General features: G+C 62.8%; 17 protein-coding genes. 8 read left to right on the plus strand and 9 right to left on the minus strand.

Going from position 1 to position 16,615, the window contains the following annotated elements; genetic code table 11:
* Genes MAB_RS20885 through MAB_RS20895 form a run of 3 tightly spaced genes read right to left on the minus strand, consistent with a single transcriptional unit; the run spans position 1 to position 1,624 of the window.
* Complete coding sequence (locus tag MAB_RS20885; RefSeq protein WP_005086347.1) at positions 1-990, minus strand: aldo/keto reductase; 990 nt, start codon at positions 988-990, stop codon at positions 1-3.
* A gap of 1 nt (position 991) precedes the next feature.
* Positions 992-1,411, minus strand: a complete 420-nt coding sequence (locus tag MAB_RS20890) for a MerR family transcriptional regulator (protein ID WP_005062185.1) — start codon at positions 1,409-1,411, stop codon at positions 992-994.
* A gap of 33 nt (positions 1,412-1,444) precedes the next feature.
* The gene (locus MAB_RS20895) at positions 1,445-1,624 is read right to left on the minus strand and encodes a hypothetical protein (protein WP_005097298.1); all 180 of its coding nucleotides are present in this window, start codon (positions 1,622-1,624) and stop codon (positions 1,445-1,447) included.
* 16 nt (positions 1,625-1,640) lie between these two features.
* Here MAB_RS20895 and MAB_RS20900 point away from each other — a divergent pair, with 16 nt between their 5' ends.
* From MAB_RS20900 to MAB_RS20915, 4 genes are read left to right on the plus strand one after another with little or no spacing between them, the layout of a single operon-like run.
* Positions 1,641-3,179 (plus strand): APC family permease, encoded by a 1,539-nt coding sequence (locus tag MAB_RS20900; RefSeq protein WP_005062186.1) that lies wholly within the window; start codon positions 1,641-1,643, stop codon positions 3,177-3,179.
* On the plus strand, positions 3,176-4,444 hold the full coding sequence (locus MAB_RS20905; RefSeq protein WP_005112212.1) for an acyl-CoA dehydrogenase family protein: 1,269 nt from the start codon (positions 3,176-3,178) through the stop codon (positions 4,442-4,444). The genes MAB_RS20900 and MAB_RS20905 overlap by 4 nt, the downstream gene beginning before the upstream one ends.
* The gene (locus tag MAB_RS20910; protein ID WP_005085916.1) at positions 4,441-5,622 is read left to right on the plus strand and encodes a GNAT family N-acetyltransferase; all 1,182 of its coding nucleotides are present in this window, start codon (positions 4,441-4,443) and stop codon (positions 5,620-5,622) included. Before MAB_RS20905 ends, MAB_RS20910 begins: the two co-directional genes overlap by 4 nt.
* A 9-nt stretch (positions 5,623-5,631) precedes the next feature.
* Positions 5,632-6,963, plus strand: coding sequence for an NtaA/DmoA family FMN-dependent monooxygenase (locus tag MAB_RS20915; protein WP_005086353.1), 1,332 nt, complete (start codon positions 5,632-5,634; stop codon positions 6,961-6,963).
* A 3-nt stretch (positions 6,964-6,966) separates the two neighbouring features.
* Here the strand turns inward: MAB_RS20915 and MAB_RS20920 are convergent, their stop codons facing one another.
* From MAB_RS20920 to MAB_RS20935, 4 genes are all read right to left on the minus strand, one after another.
* Positions 6,967-7,467 (minus strand): beta-class carbonic anhydrase, encoded by a 501-nt coding sequence (locus MAB_RS20920; protein ID WP_005085913.1) that lies wholly within the window; start codon positions 7,465-7,467, stop codon positions 6,967-6,969.
* Between the two features lie 77 nt (positions 7,468-7,544).
* Positions 7,545-8,942 (minus strand): dihydrolipoyl dehydrogenase, encoded by a 1,398-nt coding sequence (lpdA, locus tag MAB_RS20925; RefSeq protein ID WP_005085912.1) that lies wholly within the window; start codon positions 8,940-8,942, stop codon positions 7,545-7,547.
* 75 nt (positions 8,943-9,017) lie between these two features.
* Positions 9,018-9,809: a hypothetical protein gene (locus MAB_RS20930; RefSeq protein ID WP_005094871.1), complete on the minus strand. Its 792-nt coding sequence runs from the start codon at positions 9,807-9,809 to the stop codon at positions 9,018-9,020.
* A complete protein-coding gene (locus MAB_RS20935; protein WP_005094873.1) occupies positions 9,802-10,080 on the minus strand; it encodes a putative holin in 279 nt (92 codons plus the stop codon). The genes MAB_RS20930 and MAB_RS20935 overlap by 8 nt, the downstream gene beginning before the upstream one ends.
* Positions 10,081-10,160: 80 nt before the next feature.
* Here MAB_RS20935 and MAB_RS20940 point away from each other — a divergent pair, with 80 nt between their 5' ends.
* The 3 genes from MAB_RS20940 (at position 10,161) to MAB_RS20950 (ending at position 13,328) form a co-directional block, all read left to right on the plus strand.
* Positions 10,161-12,188 (plus strand): prolyl oligopeptidase family serine peptidase, encoded by a 2,028-nt coding sequence (locus MAB_RS20940; RefSeq protein WP_005112213.1) that lies wholly within the window; start codon positions 10,161-10,163, stop codon positions 12,186-12,188.
* Positions 12,189-12,212: 24 nt separating this feature from the next.
* Positions 12,213-12,686: a PNPOx family protein gene (locus tag MAB_RS20945; protein WP_005086355.1), complete on the plus strand. Its 474-nt coding sequence runs from the start codon at positions 12,213-12,215 to the stop codon at positions 12,684-12,686.
* 450 nt (positions 12,687-13,136) lie between these two features.
* Positions 13,137-13,328: a hypothetical protein gene (locus MAB_RS20950; RefSeq protein WP_005062210.1), complete on the plus strand. Its 192-nt coding sequence runs from the start codon at positions 13,137-13,139 to the stop codon at positions 13,326-13,328.
* Here the strand turns inward: MAB_RS20950 and MAB_RS20955 are convergent.
* Positions 13,325-14,161 carry a hypothetical protein gene (locus tag MAB_RS20955; protein WP_005094879.1) on the minus strand — a complete coding sequence of 279 codons (837 nt, stop codon included), beginning with the start codon at positions 14,159-14,161 and terminating at the stop codon, positions 13,325-13,327. The genes MAB_RS20950 and MAB_RS20955 overlap by 4 nt on opposite strands.
* 189 nt (positions 14,162-14,350) lie before the next feature.
* Here MAB_RS20955 and MAB_RS20960 point away from each other — a divergent pair, with 189 nt between their 5' ends.
* The gene (locus tag MAB_RS20960; protein WP_005112215.1) at positions 14,351-15,703 is read left to right on the plus strand and encodes a lipase family protein; all 1,353 of its coding nucleotides are present in this window, start codon (positions 14,351-14,353) and stop codon (positions 15,701-15,703) included.
* Here MAB_RS20960 and ppk2 read toward each other — a convergent pair.
* A complete protein-coding gene (gene ppk2 / locus MAB_RS20965; RefSeq protein WP_005062218.1) occupies positions 15,700-16,566 on the minus strand; it encodes a polyphosphate kinase 2 in 867 nt (288 codons plus the stop codon). The genes MAB_RS20960 and ppk2 overlap by 4 nt on opposite strands.
* Between the last annotated feature and the right edge of the window lie 49 nt (positions 16,567-16,615).

Genomic DNA, 16,615 nt, shown 5'->3' on the forward strand with positions numbered 1-16,615 from the left:
CTAGCCCTCCAGCCGCGCGAGATGTTCCGCGTTGTACCGATCCCCCGCTGCCGCTGCAAGACATTCGAGGCGGACAAGATGCTCCGGTAGCAGTTCGATATCCACCGCGCCGACGTTCTCGTTGACACGCGAGACCTTCGTGGTCCCGGGTATCGGCACGATATCGTCACCACGAGCGAGCAACCACGCCAACGCTACCTGCGCGCTGGTCGCCCCTATCGAGGACGCCACCGAACGAACCTCCTCCACCAGCGCCAAGTTCGCATCGAAGTTTTCTGCACTGAACCTCGGCTGTTCTCTACGGAAGTCTCCCTCGGCCAATTGGTCTCGCGAGCCGATGGCGCCGGTGAGAAAGCCGCGGCCGAGCGGCGAGTAGGCGACCAGGCCAATGCCTAGCTCGCGGATGGTCGGCAAGATCTCGTCCTCGATATCGCGGGTCCACAACGAATATTCGTTCTGCAGCGCCGTGATCGGATGAACGGCATGCGCCCGGCGTATCGTCCCGGCAGCAGCCTCCGACAACCCGATATACCGAACCTTCCCTTGTTGAACCAGCTCGGCCACCGCTCCGATGGTGTCCTCGATGGCGACATTCGGGTCGACACGATGCTGGTAGTAGAGATCGATGTGGTCAACACCGAGCCGCCGTAACGATCCTTCGACAGCGGTCGAGATGTTGCCGGGAGTGCTGTCGAGGACCTGCGATGCACCATTGCCGTGAGACACCAATCCGAATTTGGTGGCAAGGACAACCTCGTCACGCCGGCCCGCGATGGCCCTACCGACGAGCTCTTCATTAACGAAGGGACCATAGATCTCTGCGGTATCAATCAAGCTGACGCCTAGGTCCAGCGCGCGCCGGAGCGTGTCGATGGAAGTCGCTTCGTCGGGCCCGCTTTCGCTACCAATCGCACGGTAGTAGGCGGACATCGACATGGCGCCCAGGCCGATCCTTGACACAGATAACTCACCGAGCCACGTGTGTTTCATGTCAGTTCTTCTTTCCTCCGGCGGATTGAGCCGAGGCACCATTGACCGACTCCGTGTAGTAGGCGACCTTGAAGTCGACGACCCTGAGGTCCTCGGTGAGCCGCTCCATTGCGGCCAGAATCCGGACGCGCTGCGCGAACAGCAGCTCCAAGCGCTCGGCGTGGGTCTCCTCACCACCCGCGAGGAGTTCGATGAACCTCCGCATATCGCGTACCGGCATGCCGGTACGGCGTAACCGCAGCATCAGCTGGACACGTTCGATGTCGTCGTCACTGAAACGGCGCCTGCCACCGGCGTCGCGGGGGACCCGCGGAAAGAGGCCCTCACGCTCGAACCAGCGCAGCGCATCGATCGACAGTCCGGTTCGCTGGGCGACGTGCGAGATGGGGAAGCCGGCATGGGATGGCTCACTTGTGCTCACAAAGCCACGGTAGAACCTGGAGTCGACTCCAGGTCAAGTGTCAGATTCCGCGCAAGACGCCACCAAAGTTGTCGCAGGTACCGCGCCCGGCGCCATCTGCACCGTTGACACGTTCTCGATGCGGCCGCACGATCGGTCCATGCGCTTGGTCCAGGACTGTAGGTAGGCGCGCAATCCCGTTTGCGCGCTATCGGTTTCACCCCACCCCGCCAAGCGAAGGTACCCCCACATGTCTTCCGCAACTCATCAACTCACCGTCAACGGCAGATCGCTGCGGACGGCCGACTCTCACGGACTCGAACGCGACGCCATCGGCTCCTGGGGCGTCTTCGCCCAGGGACTCGCGGCGGCCGCGCCCAGCGTCGCGGTCGCGACGGTGCCGTTCTCGCTCTTCGTGGCGGCCGGCAAGGGCGCCGCCTGGTCGGCGGTGATCGGCCTGGTAGCGGTTGTGCTGATCGCCACCACGATCAGCTTCCAGGCCAAACGGACGGTGTCCTCGGGCTCACTGGGTACGTATGCCGGCAATGGGCTGGGCCCCGGCGCCGCCTACGCCGCAGGCTTCAGCCTGCTCATCGGGTACATAACCTTTGCCACCACCGGGACCCTCGGCGGCGTGCTGTACTTCGAGTCCTTCCTCGACGTCATTGGAATTCATTCGGAAGCAAACGGATTCAAACTCGCCTTGGTCGCATTGGTTGTCGCATTCGCCGTCTACCTGCCATACCGCGGCGTCTCAATCTCGGCGAAGTACGAGCTCATCTTCGAAATTATCGCCACCGCACTAATTCTCATCATCATCGTGGCCTCATACATCAGCTATGGCTGGCGCATCGACACCGAACAGTGGGCGCTCACGAATCTGGGCAACAGCACCACCTTCATCGCGGCTGTCACGGCAGTGGGCGCGTACGCGGGGTTCGAGAGCGTGGCATCCCTTGGCGCCGAGTCCAGGGATGCGCACCGCACCATTGCCCGGTCGCTGCTGCGTGTTGTGCTGATTATCGGCGTGCTGTACATCCTGGCCACCTATCCGCAAATTCTGCAGTTCCGGAACATAGACGGCGACAGCGCGATACTTCCGCAGATTGCCACGAATGCCGGTGTGGCATGGGCCATCTATCCGATAAGCCTTGCCGTGACCATAGCGTTCATCGTATTCGTCACCGCCGTGATCAATTCGGCCGCACGCGGTCTCTTCACTCTCGCACACGAGGGCGCGCTCCCGGCAGTACTCACGCGGGTACACCCGACCTATAAGACCCCTGTCGCGGGCATCTTCCTCATCGGGATCATCGCGACGGCGTTCTCCGTTACCGCCACCCTCAGCTCGGTGGGCCGCCTGGTGTTCGATGTCTATGGAAACTACGTGGCCAACTGGGGATTCCTGGTCAGTTATCTGCTCGTGGTGGTGGCCACACCCATCTGGCTGTACCGAATCAAGGCGCTCACCCCGGCACGACTGTCGGTCTCGGCCGCCGCCACCGTGGCCATCGGGTACGTGATCTTCAGCAATTTCTATCCGATTCCCAAATTCCCGTTCAACATCCTGCCGCTGATATTCGGCGCCATTCTGCTCGCTGGACTGCTGCGCTACTGGTATCTGCGCATCCTGCGGCCCGAGGTAGCAGCCCGGATCGGTTCCATCCAAACACTTTCCGAGTCCGAAAAGGAACGCCTGGCTGAACTCGGCATCCTCGAAGTTCTCCACGAGGAGCCCGCCGCAGAGCCCGTACCCGAACCCGTCGATACAGGAGTTCTCGTCAAATGACCACCGCCACCACCTCACCAGTCCATGCCTATCAAGGAGTCAGTGATACCGAGTTCTCCGAGTGGGAGCAGGTGGCCGCACGCGTCGCCGGCGAGCTGTCCGCCACCGCGCTGACGCGCGACCGGGCCAATCAAAATCCCATTGCCGAGATTGAGCTGCTGCGCCGGTACGGCCTGTTGTCATTCGCCACTGCGCGCGAATTCGGCGGCGCCGGAGGAAGTTTGGTGCAAGCACTGCAGCTCGGGCGCATCATTGCTGCCGCCGACGGGTCAATAGGACAACTGTTGGTCTACCACTACTCCAACGGAGTGTGGACCTACATCCTCGGGTCGCCGACTCAACGCGAATACATCTCGCGTGGCGTGGGCGGGCACGGCTGGTTTCAGGGCAGTGTCAGTAATCCACGCGATCCGGGTATCACGGTCACCCGAACCGAAGAAGGTTATCGCGTCAACGGCAAACGGACCTTCGCCACCGGGGTCGCCGTGGCCGACTTGATCACCGTCCTCCTTTATGAAGCCGAGCCCATCAACGCAATCATTCCGAGCGAGCGGGACGGACTACGGTTCAACGACGACTGGGACAACCTCGGACAGCGGCTTACAGCCAGCGGCAGTGTGGAATTCGACAATGTTCTGCTGCGTCATGACGAGGTGCTCACCGGGCTTGACGAGTACTCAGGGCTCGATGGATCGCGCGAGCGCCGCGACGGCCTGCGCGCGCTGTTCAGCCAACTGATCTTCGTGCATCTGTATCTCGGCATCGCCGAGGGCGCGCTGGCTGCCGGCGTGGCATACATAAGAGACAAGGGCCGTCCCTGGCCAGAGGCGCACTCGACCGACGTGACAGAGGATCCGTACCATCAACAGCTGCTGGGTCGCCTGTCGGCAGGGATCGCCGCGGGTGTTGCCCTAGCCGATTCCGCTACAAAGGAATTCGAGCAGGCTTTGGCGTTCGGTGAAGCACCGACGGAGGCACAGTGGGGCGCACTGGCAATCCGGGTAGACCAGGCGAAGTCGGTAGCCACCGAGATATCCCTGGACGTGACGCACAACATCTATCAGGCCACCGGCGCCCGGTCGACCGCCAACTCCGTTGGTTTGGATATCTATTGGCGCAACGCACGCACGCACACCACGCATGACCCACTGCCATACCGTCAGCGCGAGATCGGCAGGCACCTGCTGACCGATCAATGGCCTTCACCGCGCAGCCTCAATGGCCTGGGGCGTCTCGCCGAAACAACACAGGGCAAGAAGCCGTGACCGACATCCGTTTCCTACAGAGCCGGGCGGAACACGAACGCGCCTTCACGGTGTTCTGGCGCGCCATGGTCGGGCTACCCGCGCTCGGAGCCGTCGCAGCGGACGAATTGTTAGAATTAGGGCGGTATTTGGGCGCATTCGTGCAGGGAGAACTGATCGGCGGCGCCGATTCGTACACCAGCTGGCTCACCGTTCCCGGTGGATCCCGAGTTCCGCATGCGGCGGTCACTCATATCGGTGTATTACCTACTCACACCCGGCGCGGAATCCTCACCGCCTTGGTCACCCGGCAGCTCACCGATATCGCGGGCCGGGGCGAGATTGTCGCCAGCTTGCGTGCTTCCGAAGCGGTCATCTACCGCCGCTTCGGTTATGGGATAGCGACCAGCAGTGCGACTTATCGCATTCAGCGGCGCCGGGCGGCGCCGCTGCGCCCCATCGATACTGGGGCAATCGCCCTACTCGACGCGGCAGCATCGCCCGAAGGGCTTGCGGCAATTTACGAGCGAGCGGCGTGGACGGGATCCGTGGCGCGTCCGCCGCAATGGTGGCGCTTGCATGAGCTTTTCGACGCCGCCGACCCCGTCAAGCCTTATGTAGTGACGCACCCGGACGGTTATGTGCGATACCGGCCGCAGGACACCGCCGAGTGGTTCTCCAGCAGCGCGCGCACCATATCCGTTGACGATCTTGTCGCACATAGCGACGAGGCGTACCGGGCGCTGGTCGGCCATCTGCTGGATCTGGACCTGGTCGACGTCATCGAACTCGGACCGCGCCCCATCGATGACCCGCTCCCCCATCTGGTGACCGATCCCCGGGCCGTGGCGGTAGCCGGGATCCGCGACGAGACGTGGCTGCGACTGGTCGATGTCGAGGCGGCATTGGCGGCGCGTACTTACACCGACGGCGCACCGGTGGTCATCGAGGTACAGGACACCCTCCTCCCACACAACGCGGCACGTTTCTCGGTGAGTTCCGACAAGGTGCGGCGCACCCAGCACACTCCCGACATTTCGGTCGACGTCGCCGCCCTCGGATCGGTCTATCTCGGCGGCAACACCTGGACACGACTTGAGCGAGCCGGTCTGGTGTCCGCGCAGTCGCCGGGAGCGATCCGCGCCGCCGATGCCCTCTTCTCCACCGGTACGCAACCTTTCGCAGGTACCAACTTCTAGGAGTCTGCCGTGTCATCCAGGAACGGTCGCCAGCTTCATCTGCTGGCCTTTGGCAACGTGCGCGCGGGCGGCGCATGGCGGCTACCCGGCGTGCGGAACGGCCCGGCCAACCAGCTCAACACCCTGGTCGCCACCGCGAAGGCGGCCGAGGCTGCCAAGTTCGACGCCGTCTTCTTCGCCGACGGTCTCAACTTCGGGCCGAAAGCAACCTGGGCCCACAAATCCACCGAGGACTTCGAACCACTCACGGCCACCTCCTACCTGGCCGCGGTGACCGAACGCCTCGGCCTCGTGGTCACCGGTTCGTCAACATTTCAACCGCCTTACCACCTTGCCCGCCAACTGTTATCGCTCGATCATCTGAGCTCGGGGCGGGCCGGGTGGAATCTTGTGACAAGCTTTGCGCAGGCCGCTGCCGCCAACTTCGGCGAGCGGGGTTTCCTCCCGCACGATGAGCGCTACCGGCTGGCCGAAGAGACGTTACAAGTAGTGAAGTCACTGTGGCATTCCTTGGAGCCGGATACCGTCATCGAGGATCGCGCGGCCGGAATCTACAGTGATATCAACAAGATTCATGTCGCCAACCACGATGGGGAATTTCACAAGGTCAAGGGACCGCTCGGGGTAACCCCCTCCCGCCAGGGGCATCCAGTGATATTTCAGGCCGGATCGTCCACCACCGGAAGAGCCTTCGCCGCCAGACATGCCGAGGTGGTCTTCACCGGACAGACCGACGTCGAACGGGCCAAGAACTTCTACCGGCAACTCCACCAGGAGGCGCGTGCCGCCGGCCGAACCTTCGCTCCCCTGGTAACCCCGTCGCTCGGTGTGGTCGTCGGCTCGACAGAGGCCGAAGCACTCGCCGCGGAAAGTACGATCTACGAACACTTCATCCCCGAGTACCAAGCGGGTTGGCTGCTCGAAGTCGATGTCAACGTCGTCGGCGCCGACCTGGACGGCCCGGTACCGGCATCGGCTTTCCCGGACAGCACCGAAACCCATCAGACCGCCCTGGCGGGATACAAACACCTTGCCACCGTGGGTAATCCCACGGTCAGAGAGTTCCTCTACCGCACCTTGAATGCCTTCGGCACCCGGTTTGTCGGTTCCGCGGAGCAGGTCGCCGATCAGATCGAGCTCTGGTTCTCGGAGGGAGCCGCCGACGGCTTCATTCTGAGCACATCGGGACTGCCTGGCCAGTTCGAGCTCTTCACCGAGCATGTGGTACCAATCCTGGTGCGACGAGGCCTCTTCCGCGCCGAGTACACCGGGTCGACGCTGCGCGAGCATCTAGCCTTGCCATGGCCTGTCCCGGCACGCCCGCCCGCCCTGCTCGCCTAAACGTCAAGCCGCTGCGGTGACCTCGCGCAACGTTCCGTTGGTCACGTCGTAGACGAAGCCGCGCACACTGTCCTTGCGCGGCACGAACGGATTGGCATTGATCCGCGCGAGGGATTGGCGGACATCCTCGTCCAGATCGGTGAAGGCCTCGGCGGACCACGGCGGCTTGATGCCTGTCTCATCCTGAATCGACTGTTTGAACGCGTCGTCGGTGAAGGTCAGCATTCCGCAGTCGGTGTGATGGATGAGAATGATCTCCTCGGTACCCAAGAGCCGCTGCGAGATAGCCAACGACCGGATTTCGTCCTCGGTAATCACGCCACCCGCATTGCGGATGACGTGCGCGTCGCCCTCATGAAGACCAAGCAGCCCATAAGGATTCAGCCGCGCATCCATGCACGCGACCACAGCGACCTTTCGGGCCGGAGGCAGCGGCAGTTCGCCTTTGTCGAAACTGGCCGCGTAGGCCTGGGCATTCTTCAGCAGTTCGTCAGTGGTCGACATGGCGTGAAGCTATGCGCAGGCACGCATCCCGTCAACGGTTACAAGCGATCTGATCCCAGAGTCCCCGAAGAGGGGAATCAGAAGTTGATCATGTGCCCCGCAAGTCCGTGGAACGCTTCCTGCAGCGCCTCGGACAGCGTCGGGTGGGTATGCACATTGCGGGTCAGCTCATTGACCGTCAGGTCCCACTTCTGCGCCAGCGTGAGCTCGGGCAGCAGCTCGGAAACATCGGGGCCAATCAGGTGCCCACCGATCAGCTCGCCGTACTTGGCATCGGCGATCAGCTTCACAAATCCGGTCGGGTCGGCCAGGCCATGTGCCTTACCGTTCGCCGTGAACGGGAACTTGGCCACCTTGACGTCGTATCCCTCGGCGCGGGCCTGTTCCTCGGTGAGGCCGAAGCTGGCCACCTGCGGCTGGCAGAACGTCGCCCGAGGCATCATCCGGTAGTCGCCGAGCTCCAATGTCTCTGCACCAGCGATGGTTTCGGCCGCCACAACCGCCTGCGCCTCGGCGACGTGAGCCAGCTGCAGCTTGGACGTGACGTCGCCGATCGCGTAAATGTGGGGCACATTGGTGCGCATTCGCTCGTCGATGGCGATCGCACCGCGATCGGTGAGGGCCACGCCGGTGTTCTCCAGGCCGAAGCCCTCGACGTTGGGCGCGAAACCGATGGCCTGCAACACCTTGTCGGCGACGAGCTCGCTCTCCTGCCCGTCCTTGCTGACCTTGACGGTGACCTGCGACCCGGAATCGGTGATCGACTCGACCTTGGTGCCGGTGAGAATCTTGACGCCCAGCTTTTTGTACTGCTTTTCGATCTCCTTGGACACCTCAGCGTCCTCGTTGGGCAGCGCACGCGGCAAGAACTCGACGATGGTGACGTCCACCCCGTAGTTCTTGAGCACGTAGGCGAACTCCATGCCGATGGCACCCGCCCCCGCGATGATGATCGAGCCGGGCAGTTCACGGGTCAGGATCTGCTTTTCATAGGTGACCACGTTCTCCGAAAGCGAGGTCCCGGGTACCAGGCGCACACTGCTGCCGGTGGCGATGATCACGTTGGCGAAGGTCAGCGTCTCATGAGAACCGTCGGCCTTCTTGACCGCCAAGGTATTGGCATCGGTGAACGTGCCGACTCCCTCGTACTCGGTGATCTTGTTCTTCTTCATCAAGAAGTGCACACCGGCCACGCGCCCCTCGGCGACCTTGCGACTGCGGTCGAACGCGGCGCCAAAATCGAAGGTGGCCTCGCCACTGATACCAAAGGTCTTGGCTTCCTTGGTGAAGATGTGGGCCAGCTCCGCGTTCCGCAGCAGTGCCTTGGACGGGATACACCCGACATTGAGGCAAACTCCGCCCCAATACTTCTCCTCGACGATGGCTGTCTTCAAACCCAGTTGGGCGGCGCGAATGGCCGCGACATAACCACCGGGACCGGCTCCGAGAACGACGACGTCATAGTGTGCAGTCACGAACCCCACACTAGTAGGACGGCGATTGGACGGGAGAATGAACTCCCTCTCGCCAAAGGCGGGAAAATCGCGAAACTATGCCCTGTCTCGGTACTGGATGCCCCAACTGCGCAGCGGCTCAGGGCACAGCGACTTCACACCCGGCACCGAAGGCGCCGTGCACGCCACATAGCCATATTTGACGCCGGCGGCCGCCACCGAAATGGCCGGCGCTGTCAAAACGGCGAACGCAAGGGCAACTATCAGCGGCCGGGGCTCGAACATGGCCAAGAGCAGCGCGATCAACACGCAGGCAAACACCCAGGCCAACACATATTCAACTGCGACAATTCGGTCATGCGGCAGCAGTGTCGCGAACCAGTTCTGGTAGAGCAGCAACCCGACCGCGGCGGCAGGAATCCAGGTCCCCACCAGTATCAGCAGCAACACCCAGCGCTTCAGGAGCGCGGGCTCCCGCTCCGCAGGTACCCGCACCGGTTTGGCGGGCTCGTCGCCAAGCACGGGAACCGCCCCGGTGTACGGATCCGGGGTCATCGCCTCGGCCCTGGAACGGCCGACCGCAGCCGGTATCGCTCCGGTGCGATCACTGCCGACGTCGAAGGCCTCAGTCAGCGGCAACGCATCGGTGTCGATACGGCCGGTGGGCACCAGATCGTCTTCGTCGTCCTTGAACGCCGAGAACGCGGTGAACGTGGCTGTGTCCAGGCCATCCCGGGCCTTGCCGTCATCGATCGGCACGGCCAGCGGATCGGCGAGGTCGCCCTCGACAACGCTCGGTTGGTCCGCGTCGTCGACCAACTCCGCCGCGGCGCCGTCGGCCTCCGCATCCGTCTTCTCGACTGTGTTTTCCGCGTTCTTGTCAGACACCCTGAATCACCTGTATCGCCGCCAGAATCCCGAACCAACCAGGAGCGATCGCCAGAATGAATGCCGCGACCGCGGTCATCCATTTGCGTGTGGACGCGATCAAGATCAAAAACCCGATCAGGCTCGGTATCGCCACGATCAGGCCGATGACCAAATCCGGCCGTACAGACTCGTGCGCGACCAAGACGCTCGACATTCCGGCGCCTAGTCCAACTGCTATCCCCAGCAGCATCGCGCTAGCGACAACTTGCGCGCGTGGCAGTGGTATCACGAGAAAGCTCCTGCTCGGTGTTTTAGATACGCCCCCGGGCCACCTTCGACCATACTGCGGTCACTGGCACACTTGCTCAAATGACGTCGGCGCGCCGCTCCCTGGACCCATATCTCTGGCTCGAGGACATCGGTGGTGACGAGCCCCTGAACTGGGTACGCGAGCACAACGCGATCACCACCAGCGAGTTTTCCGGCGCGCGCTTCGAGGAGATGCGTGACGAGGCGCTGGCCATTCTCAATACCGACGCGCAGATCCCCTATGTGCGCCGACGGGGCGAATATCTCTACAACTTCTGGCGCGATGCCACCAACTCCCGTGGCCTTTGGCGGCGAACCACTTTGGATCGGTACCGCCGGCACGATCCGGAATGGGACGTCGTCATCGATGTCGACGCCCTGGCGGCCACGGAAGATGAGAACTGGGTGTGGGCCGGGGCAGCCGTGCTGCGCCCCGACTTCCAGCGCGCGCTGGTGAGCCTGTCGCGGGGCGGCTCGGACGCGGTAGTGGTACGTGAATTCGATCTAGAAACAAGGCAGTTCGTCGCCGGCGGATTCGAGCTGCCCGAGGCCAAGACCCAGATCAGCTGGGTCGACGCGGACACCGTGTACGTGGGCACGGACTTCGGGCCGGGCAGCCTCACCGACTCCGGGTATCCCCGCCTGGTCAAGCGCTGGAAACGCGGCCAATCCCTGGACGACGCCGAGCTGGTGTTCAGCGGCGAAGCCTCGGATGTGACCGTGGGCGCCAGCTTTGACGACACCCCCGGCTTCGAACGCACGCTGATCAGCCGGGCCACCGACTTCTTCAATTCAGAAGTTCACGAGCTGACCGCCGACGGCGAGTTGTTGCGTATCGATGTCCCCACTGACGCTTCGGCATCGATCCACCGCGAGTGGCTGCTCATCGAGCTCAAGTCATCGTGGCAAGTCGGCGACATCGAGTATTCGGCGGGAACACTGCTGGCGGCCCGGTACAGGGATTACGTCGCCGGTGATCGCACGCTCACCCCGGTGTTCGTGCCCGACGAGCACGCGAGCCTGCACCACTACGCGTGGACCCGCGACCGGCTCACCGTCGCGATCCTGCGCGATGTGGCCAGCGAGATCTTGGTGTTCACCCCCGGAAGCTGGCGCTCCGAACCGCTGCCCGGCGTTCCAGACAACGCCACAACTCAGATCGTCGCCATCGATGATCTCGGTGACGAGATATTCCTCGACACTTCGGGTTTCACTCAGCCTTCGACGCTGCTGCGCGGCGAGGTCGGCCCGGCTGGCGCCTCCGTGTCCCCGATCAAGACAGCGCCATCGTTCTTCGATGACGCCGCCTTTGAGGTGGCCCAACACTTCGCACGATCCGACGACGGTACGTCGATTCCATATTTTGTTGTGCGCGCCAAGGGATCTGAAGCCGCGGGACCCACCCTGCTCGGCGGCTACGGAGGCTTCGAGGTCGCACGGACACCCGGGTATGACGGCGTGCTGGGCAGGCTGTGGCTCTCCCGCGGCGGCACGTACGTACTGGCCAATATCCGTGGGGGCGGAGAGTACGGACCGGTCTGGCACACCCAGGCCATGCGCGAGGGCCGCCACTTGGTCTATGAGGATTTCGCCGCGGTCGCACGAGATCTGGTGGCGCGGGGCATCACCACCGCAGCACAGCTAGGTGCCCAAGGGGGAAGCAACGGCGGCCTGCTGATGGGTGTCATGCTCACGGCGTACCCGGAACTGTTCGGCGCGCTCGTGTGCCAGGTGCCGCTGCTGGACATGCGCCGTTATCACCTACTACTGGCCGGCGCTTCCTGGGTTGCCGAGTACGGTGATCCCGACAATCCGGAAGATTGGGAGTTCATCTCCAAATACTCTCCCTATCAAAATATTTCGATGGATCGGCGATACCCCCCGGTGCTGGTGACCACGTCTACCCGTGATGATCGGGTCCATCCCGGGCATGCACGCAAGATGACCGCGGCTCTGCAAGAAGCGGGGCAACCTGTCTGGTACTACGAGAACATCGAGGGCGGCCACGGAGGCGCGGCCAACAACGAGCAGTCCGCGTTCAAGGCTGCGCTGGCCATCGAGTTCCTCTGGCGCCAGTTGGCACCCTGAACCGAAATCTCAGGGCAATCCCGGATGCCGTCGAACGTGCTCGCGGCGGAGGATGGCCTCATGAGCGAATCCAACACCGTGCCACCGTGGGTCAACAAGGTGGTCAGGGGCGTGCTCCGCAGCCCCCTGCACCCCGTACTCAGCGGCAACATCGCGCTGTTTACATTCACCGGCCGCAAGAGCGGCAAGGAGTACAACGTCGCCGCCACCTATGTTCGCGATGGCGATGTCCTGACCATTTTCACCGATAGGACATGGGCCAAGAATCTGCGTGATGGACGACCGGTCACCGCCCTGGTGCGCGGCAAGCGGCTCGAGGGCACCGCTGAACTGGCGACCGGACCGCAGATCGCGGGTCCGCTGACCGAGCTTCTCCTCCGGGTACCGCGCGACGCCAAGTACCACAACGTGCGTCGCGATCCCGATGGCAGCCTGAACCCATCCGACATCAACCGCGCCGCCGCCCGTGAAAGCATGGTGACGATACGACTGACGTGAGGTACATCACCCTGCGGCCCGCACAGTCTCGCAACTCACGTCCCTCCCACCAGCCAATCGCGATGTAACGGCACATTCACCTACATGCAGTTTGCTCGGCGGGTCCTGACCCCGGCGAGTGGGCGTAGCCGATGGATCATGTAACCGCAGCTCAAAGGCGCTAACTGTAGCTAGCGTTGTGTAAATTGACAGCTAACACTCCAGTTCAGAGACATGCATCCGTCGACATACGCGTTCTTTTGCGTCGCGCCCTGTTACCGAAATCGAGACCTAGCCGTTACCGTCATGAGTTGTTGCCGTCGAGTGAGCTCAGCTAGCGTAGTAACCAACTGAACTATTGGCTGCGGCAAAGTTGCCCGGCCGGCGAAGGTACTCACCGTCAGCGGTGTAAGCGCACTGATGCACTTCCGAATGACTGGTAGTTAGAGCCCGAATGCCGTGAGGTGCACTATGACAAACAACCTATTCGTCGGGTTGAGCGAGAACGGGTGGGACCACGCTCCGTGGGACGCCGAACCAGAGTTCTCGCCCTCCGAACTGGACATCCTCCTGGATCGCCGGCTGTCTGCCAGTGACGCCGCCGAACGTATCGGATGCGTGGAGCACGACGTACAGCGCATCCGCGACGCTCACGCCGCCTAGCGGCGCAACAGCGCGCCGAGCAGCCCTGACACGACGCCGATCACGATCACCAGGCCACCTGCGGCCATCGTAAGACTCAGCCAGTGGTGTGCATTGCCGACAGCCGCGGTGACGAGACTGTCGGCCACATCGCGGACATTGCCGGTGACGCGACTCAGCGGCCGGTCCAGGTAGCTCCGCCCGATCTCCAGGCCTGCCCAACCCGCCGCACCCACCAACAGGGCCGAAATCCCTAGCCCCGCAAGTCCCTTAGCGCGGCTACGCACCGCAAGTTGAGTCAGACCGGCCAACACAAGCGTCAAACCGAAGAAGATCCACACGGCCAGCTGGCCGAAGCGGGCCACCGGAACCAAACGGCCCGGGGTGAGGCCCGCCAGCTTGTCGTCGGTAACCGACACCTTCAATGTTTCTGGCGCCTTGATAGAAAGGCCTTGCGGTGCAAGGCTCTTGATCATCGGGGCAATATCGATCTGCCACCCGCCCTGCGAATCACGCTGCGCGGAGCTCGAGTTCGTGAACAACCACTGATGCGCCATTCTGTTCACCGACCCGAAGTCCGCTTCAAACTGCGGTCCACTGGTGTACGAGGCGACCAGCTCCGCCACCTGGGACTCATCGACACGTGAACCCTGCTTCTTACCCAGCGACACGATCTGGGTGGTCAACTCCCCGGCGATCGCATGCTGGACCCTGGGATCGGCCGCAGCCGGAGCGGTCAGTGCCGCATAGCCGTTCTCATCGACGAGCCGGGACTGTGCCCAGGCAGCGGCGATGGTCACGGCCAGTGCGGCGGTGGTCAGCAGCCATAACAGGGCCGCGAACAGGAATCGCATCGAGCCCAGGTTAGTCGAATCCGTGAACGGGCCACGTACTGAGACGCGACCGGCCAGGGACGGTCTGTCGCAGCGGACTCTACACAAGCGGGCGACACAGATATAGATATATGTCTTACATTCGAGGCTGTACCATATATATGTCTCAATTGCTCCGCAGGAGACACCGACGGGGAGGGGCTCTGCTTAGTGACTACCGGCGCGACGAATGAACGCAAGCCCGAGCAGGCAAGGCCACCGCGAGAGGAATGGGAAACCCGCGACCAAGTTCCGCTGCTACCGAGCCGCGACCCGTTTTATCAGCCCCCCGTCGGCTTTCGGACACTCCCCGCGGGAGCTGTGTTGCGTTGGCGCCGAGTGGATTTGGCTTTATTCGGCCGGATCAGACAACACGTGGACGCTTGGCAACTGCTCTACCGCACCAACAGCATGCACCATGAGCCGGAGGTCGCGGTCACCACCGTTGTCCTTCCCGCTCGTGTGCGGGCACCGGCACATCGCCCCTTATTGGCCTATCAGTGTGCTATCGACGCGGTCGCCGACAAATGTTTTCCCTCCTACGCGCTCAGGTACGGCTCGCGAGCAATCGGCGCCGTACCTCAGTTCGAGTGGCCCCTGATCGCCGCCGCGGTGGCACGCGGGTGGGCGGTGTCGATATCCGACCATGAGGGGCAAGACGGATGCTTCGTCGCGCCACGGGAGCCTGGCTACCGCATCCTGGACGGGGTGCGCGCCGCCATGAGCTTCGAGCCACTCGGTCTGGATCAGAGTACGCCGGTGGGCATTTGGGGATACTCGGGCGGGGGAATGGCAAGCTCATGGGCGGCCGAGATGGCTCCGGCCTATGCTCCGGAAATCGGTATCGTGGGAGCAGTATTGGGCGCTCCCGTCAGCGACCCGGGTCAACTCGCGGTGCGATTGAACGCAACAGCGTTCTCCGGCTTAACGGCCATCGGCATCGCCAGTTTGCGGCGCTGCTATGCGGGTCTAGACGCGCGCATCAACGCCCATATCGACGCAGAGGGACAGCAGATCTTGGCCGCTGCCAGCCAGCTGGACACTGTTCGGGCGGGCGCTCGATTTGCCAAGCAGGACTTCAACAACCACTGCGATATCTCGCTAGCAGAACTGTTGACGCAACCCGAGATCGTCGAAGTATTCGACGACGTGCGTTTGGGACAGCACGTGCCCGCGTGCCCGATGCTGGTCATACACCCTCAGCACGATCAGATCATCGACGTGCGCGACGTCGACGCTCAGGTTCAGCGCTATCTCGCCGCCGACGGCCACGTGAGTTATGTGCGTGACCACTGCAGCGAGCACATCTCTCTGATGCTGCTCTCCGCACCGCTAGCGCTGAATTGGTTGAAGAACCGGTTCCGGGGCACCGGCACCTCTAACGCACAGAACATCCCAGTCTTTTCGATAGCACTGTCCGCCAAGGCAATTCGTGGCTACCTCAGCATACTCGCAACCATGCTAAGAGCAGTGTTGGCTCGTCCCTTAGGGCCCACAACGGCCCGATCACAGCACCGGATCTAATCCGTGAGCGCGCGCCCCAGGATCAGCGGATCTGCCTGACCGACAACGTCGAGATCTTTGTCGTCGTAGTCGAACTTGCCCAGCACATGGCGCATCGCATTGACACGAGCCCGCTTCTTGTCGTTGCTCTTCACCACGATCCACGGGGCGTGATCTGTATCGGTCAGAGAGAACATCTCTTCCTTGGCCTTGGTGTAGGCATCCCACTTGTCCAGGGATGCCAAGTCCATCGGTGAGAGTTTCCACTGGCGTACCGGGTCAACCTGCCGGATCGCGAATCGCGTGCGCTGCTCGGCCGCCGACACCGAGAACCACAGCTTGGTCAGGCTGATGCCGTCGTTGACCAGCATCTGCTCGAAAAGTGGTGCCTGGTGGATGAATTCGGAATGCTGCTCATCGCTGCAGAATCCCATGACCCGCTCGACCCCAGCACGGTTGTACCAAGACCGGTCGAAGAACACCATCTCGCCCGCGGCCGGCAGGTGTGGCACGTACCGCTGGAAGTACCACTGGGTACGCTCCCGCTCGGTGGGCTTCTCCAGCGCGACCACGCGTGCACCGCGCGGGTTCAGGTGTTCCATGAACCGCTTGATGGTGCCGCCCTTACCCGCGGCGTCCCGTCCCTCGAAGAGAATGACATGCCGCGCGCCGGTGCGCTTGCTCCAGTTCTGCAGTTTGAGCAGCTCGATCTGCAGCAGCCGCTTCTCGAGTTCGTACTGGTGGCGGCTCATCCGCTCGTCGTACGGGTAGTTCTCCCGCCAGGTGTCTACCGCGACACCATCGGGCGCGATCAGTACCGGGTCGTCGTCATCGTCGTCATCGACGGTGTAGCCCTCCGCAGCGGCGGTAATGGTGTCGGTCACCGGCGAAAACTAACCCCGGCAATCGTCCTTCGGATGGACGGTGAGTAAA

This window comes from Mycobacteroides abscessus ATCC 19977 (genome assembly GCF_000069185.1).
GTDB classification, from domain to species: domain Bacteria; phylum Actinomycetota; class Actinomycetes; order Mycobacteriales; family Mycobacteriaceae; genus Mycobacterium; species Mycobacterium abscessus.

Excerpts from the sequence above, each read along its gene's own strand:
- MAB_RS20885 (WP_005086347.1), bottom strand. The coding sequence starts at position 990 with ATGAAACACACGTGGCTCGGTGAGTTATCTGTGTCAAGGATCGGCCTG.
- MAB_RS20900 (WP_005062186.1), top strand. The coding sequence starts at position 1,641 with ATGTCTTCCGCAACTCATCAACTCACCGTCAACGGCAGATCGCTGCGG.
- MAB_RS20905 (WP_005112212.1), top strand. The coding sequence starts at position 3,176 with ATGACCACCGCCACCACCTCACCAGTCCATGCCTATCAAGGAGTCAGT.
- MAB_RS20920 (WP_005085913.1), bottom strand. The coding sequence starts at position 7,467 with ATGTCGACCACTGACGAACTGCTGAAGAATGCCCAGGCCTACGCGGCC.
- MAB_RS20940 (WP_005112213.1), top strand. The coding sequence starts at position 10,161 with ATGACGTCGGCGCGCCGCTCCCTGGACCCATATCTCTGGCTCGAGGAC.
- MAB_RS20945 (WP_005086355.1), top strand. The coding sequence starts at position 12,213 with ATGCCGTCGAACGTGCTCGCGGCGGAGGATGGCCTCATGAGCGAATCC.
- MAB_RS20950 (WP_005062210.1), top strand. The coding sequence starts at position 13,137 with ATGACAAACAACCTATTCGTCGGGTTGAGCGAGAACGGGTGGGACCAC.
- MAB_RS20955 (WP_005094879.1), bottom strand. The coding sequence starts at position 14,161 with ATGCGATTCCTGTTCGCGGCCCTGTTATGGCTGCTGACCACCGCCGCA.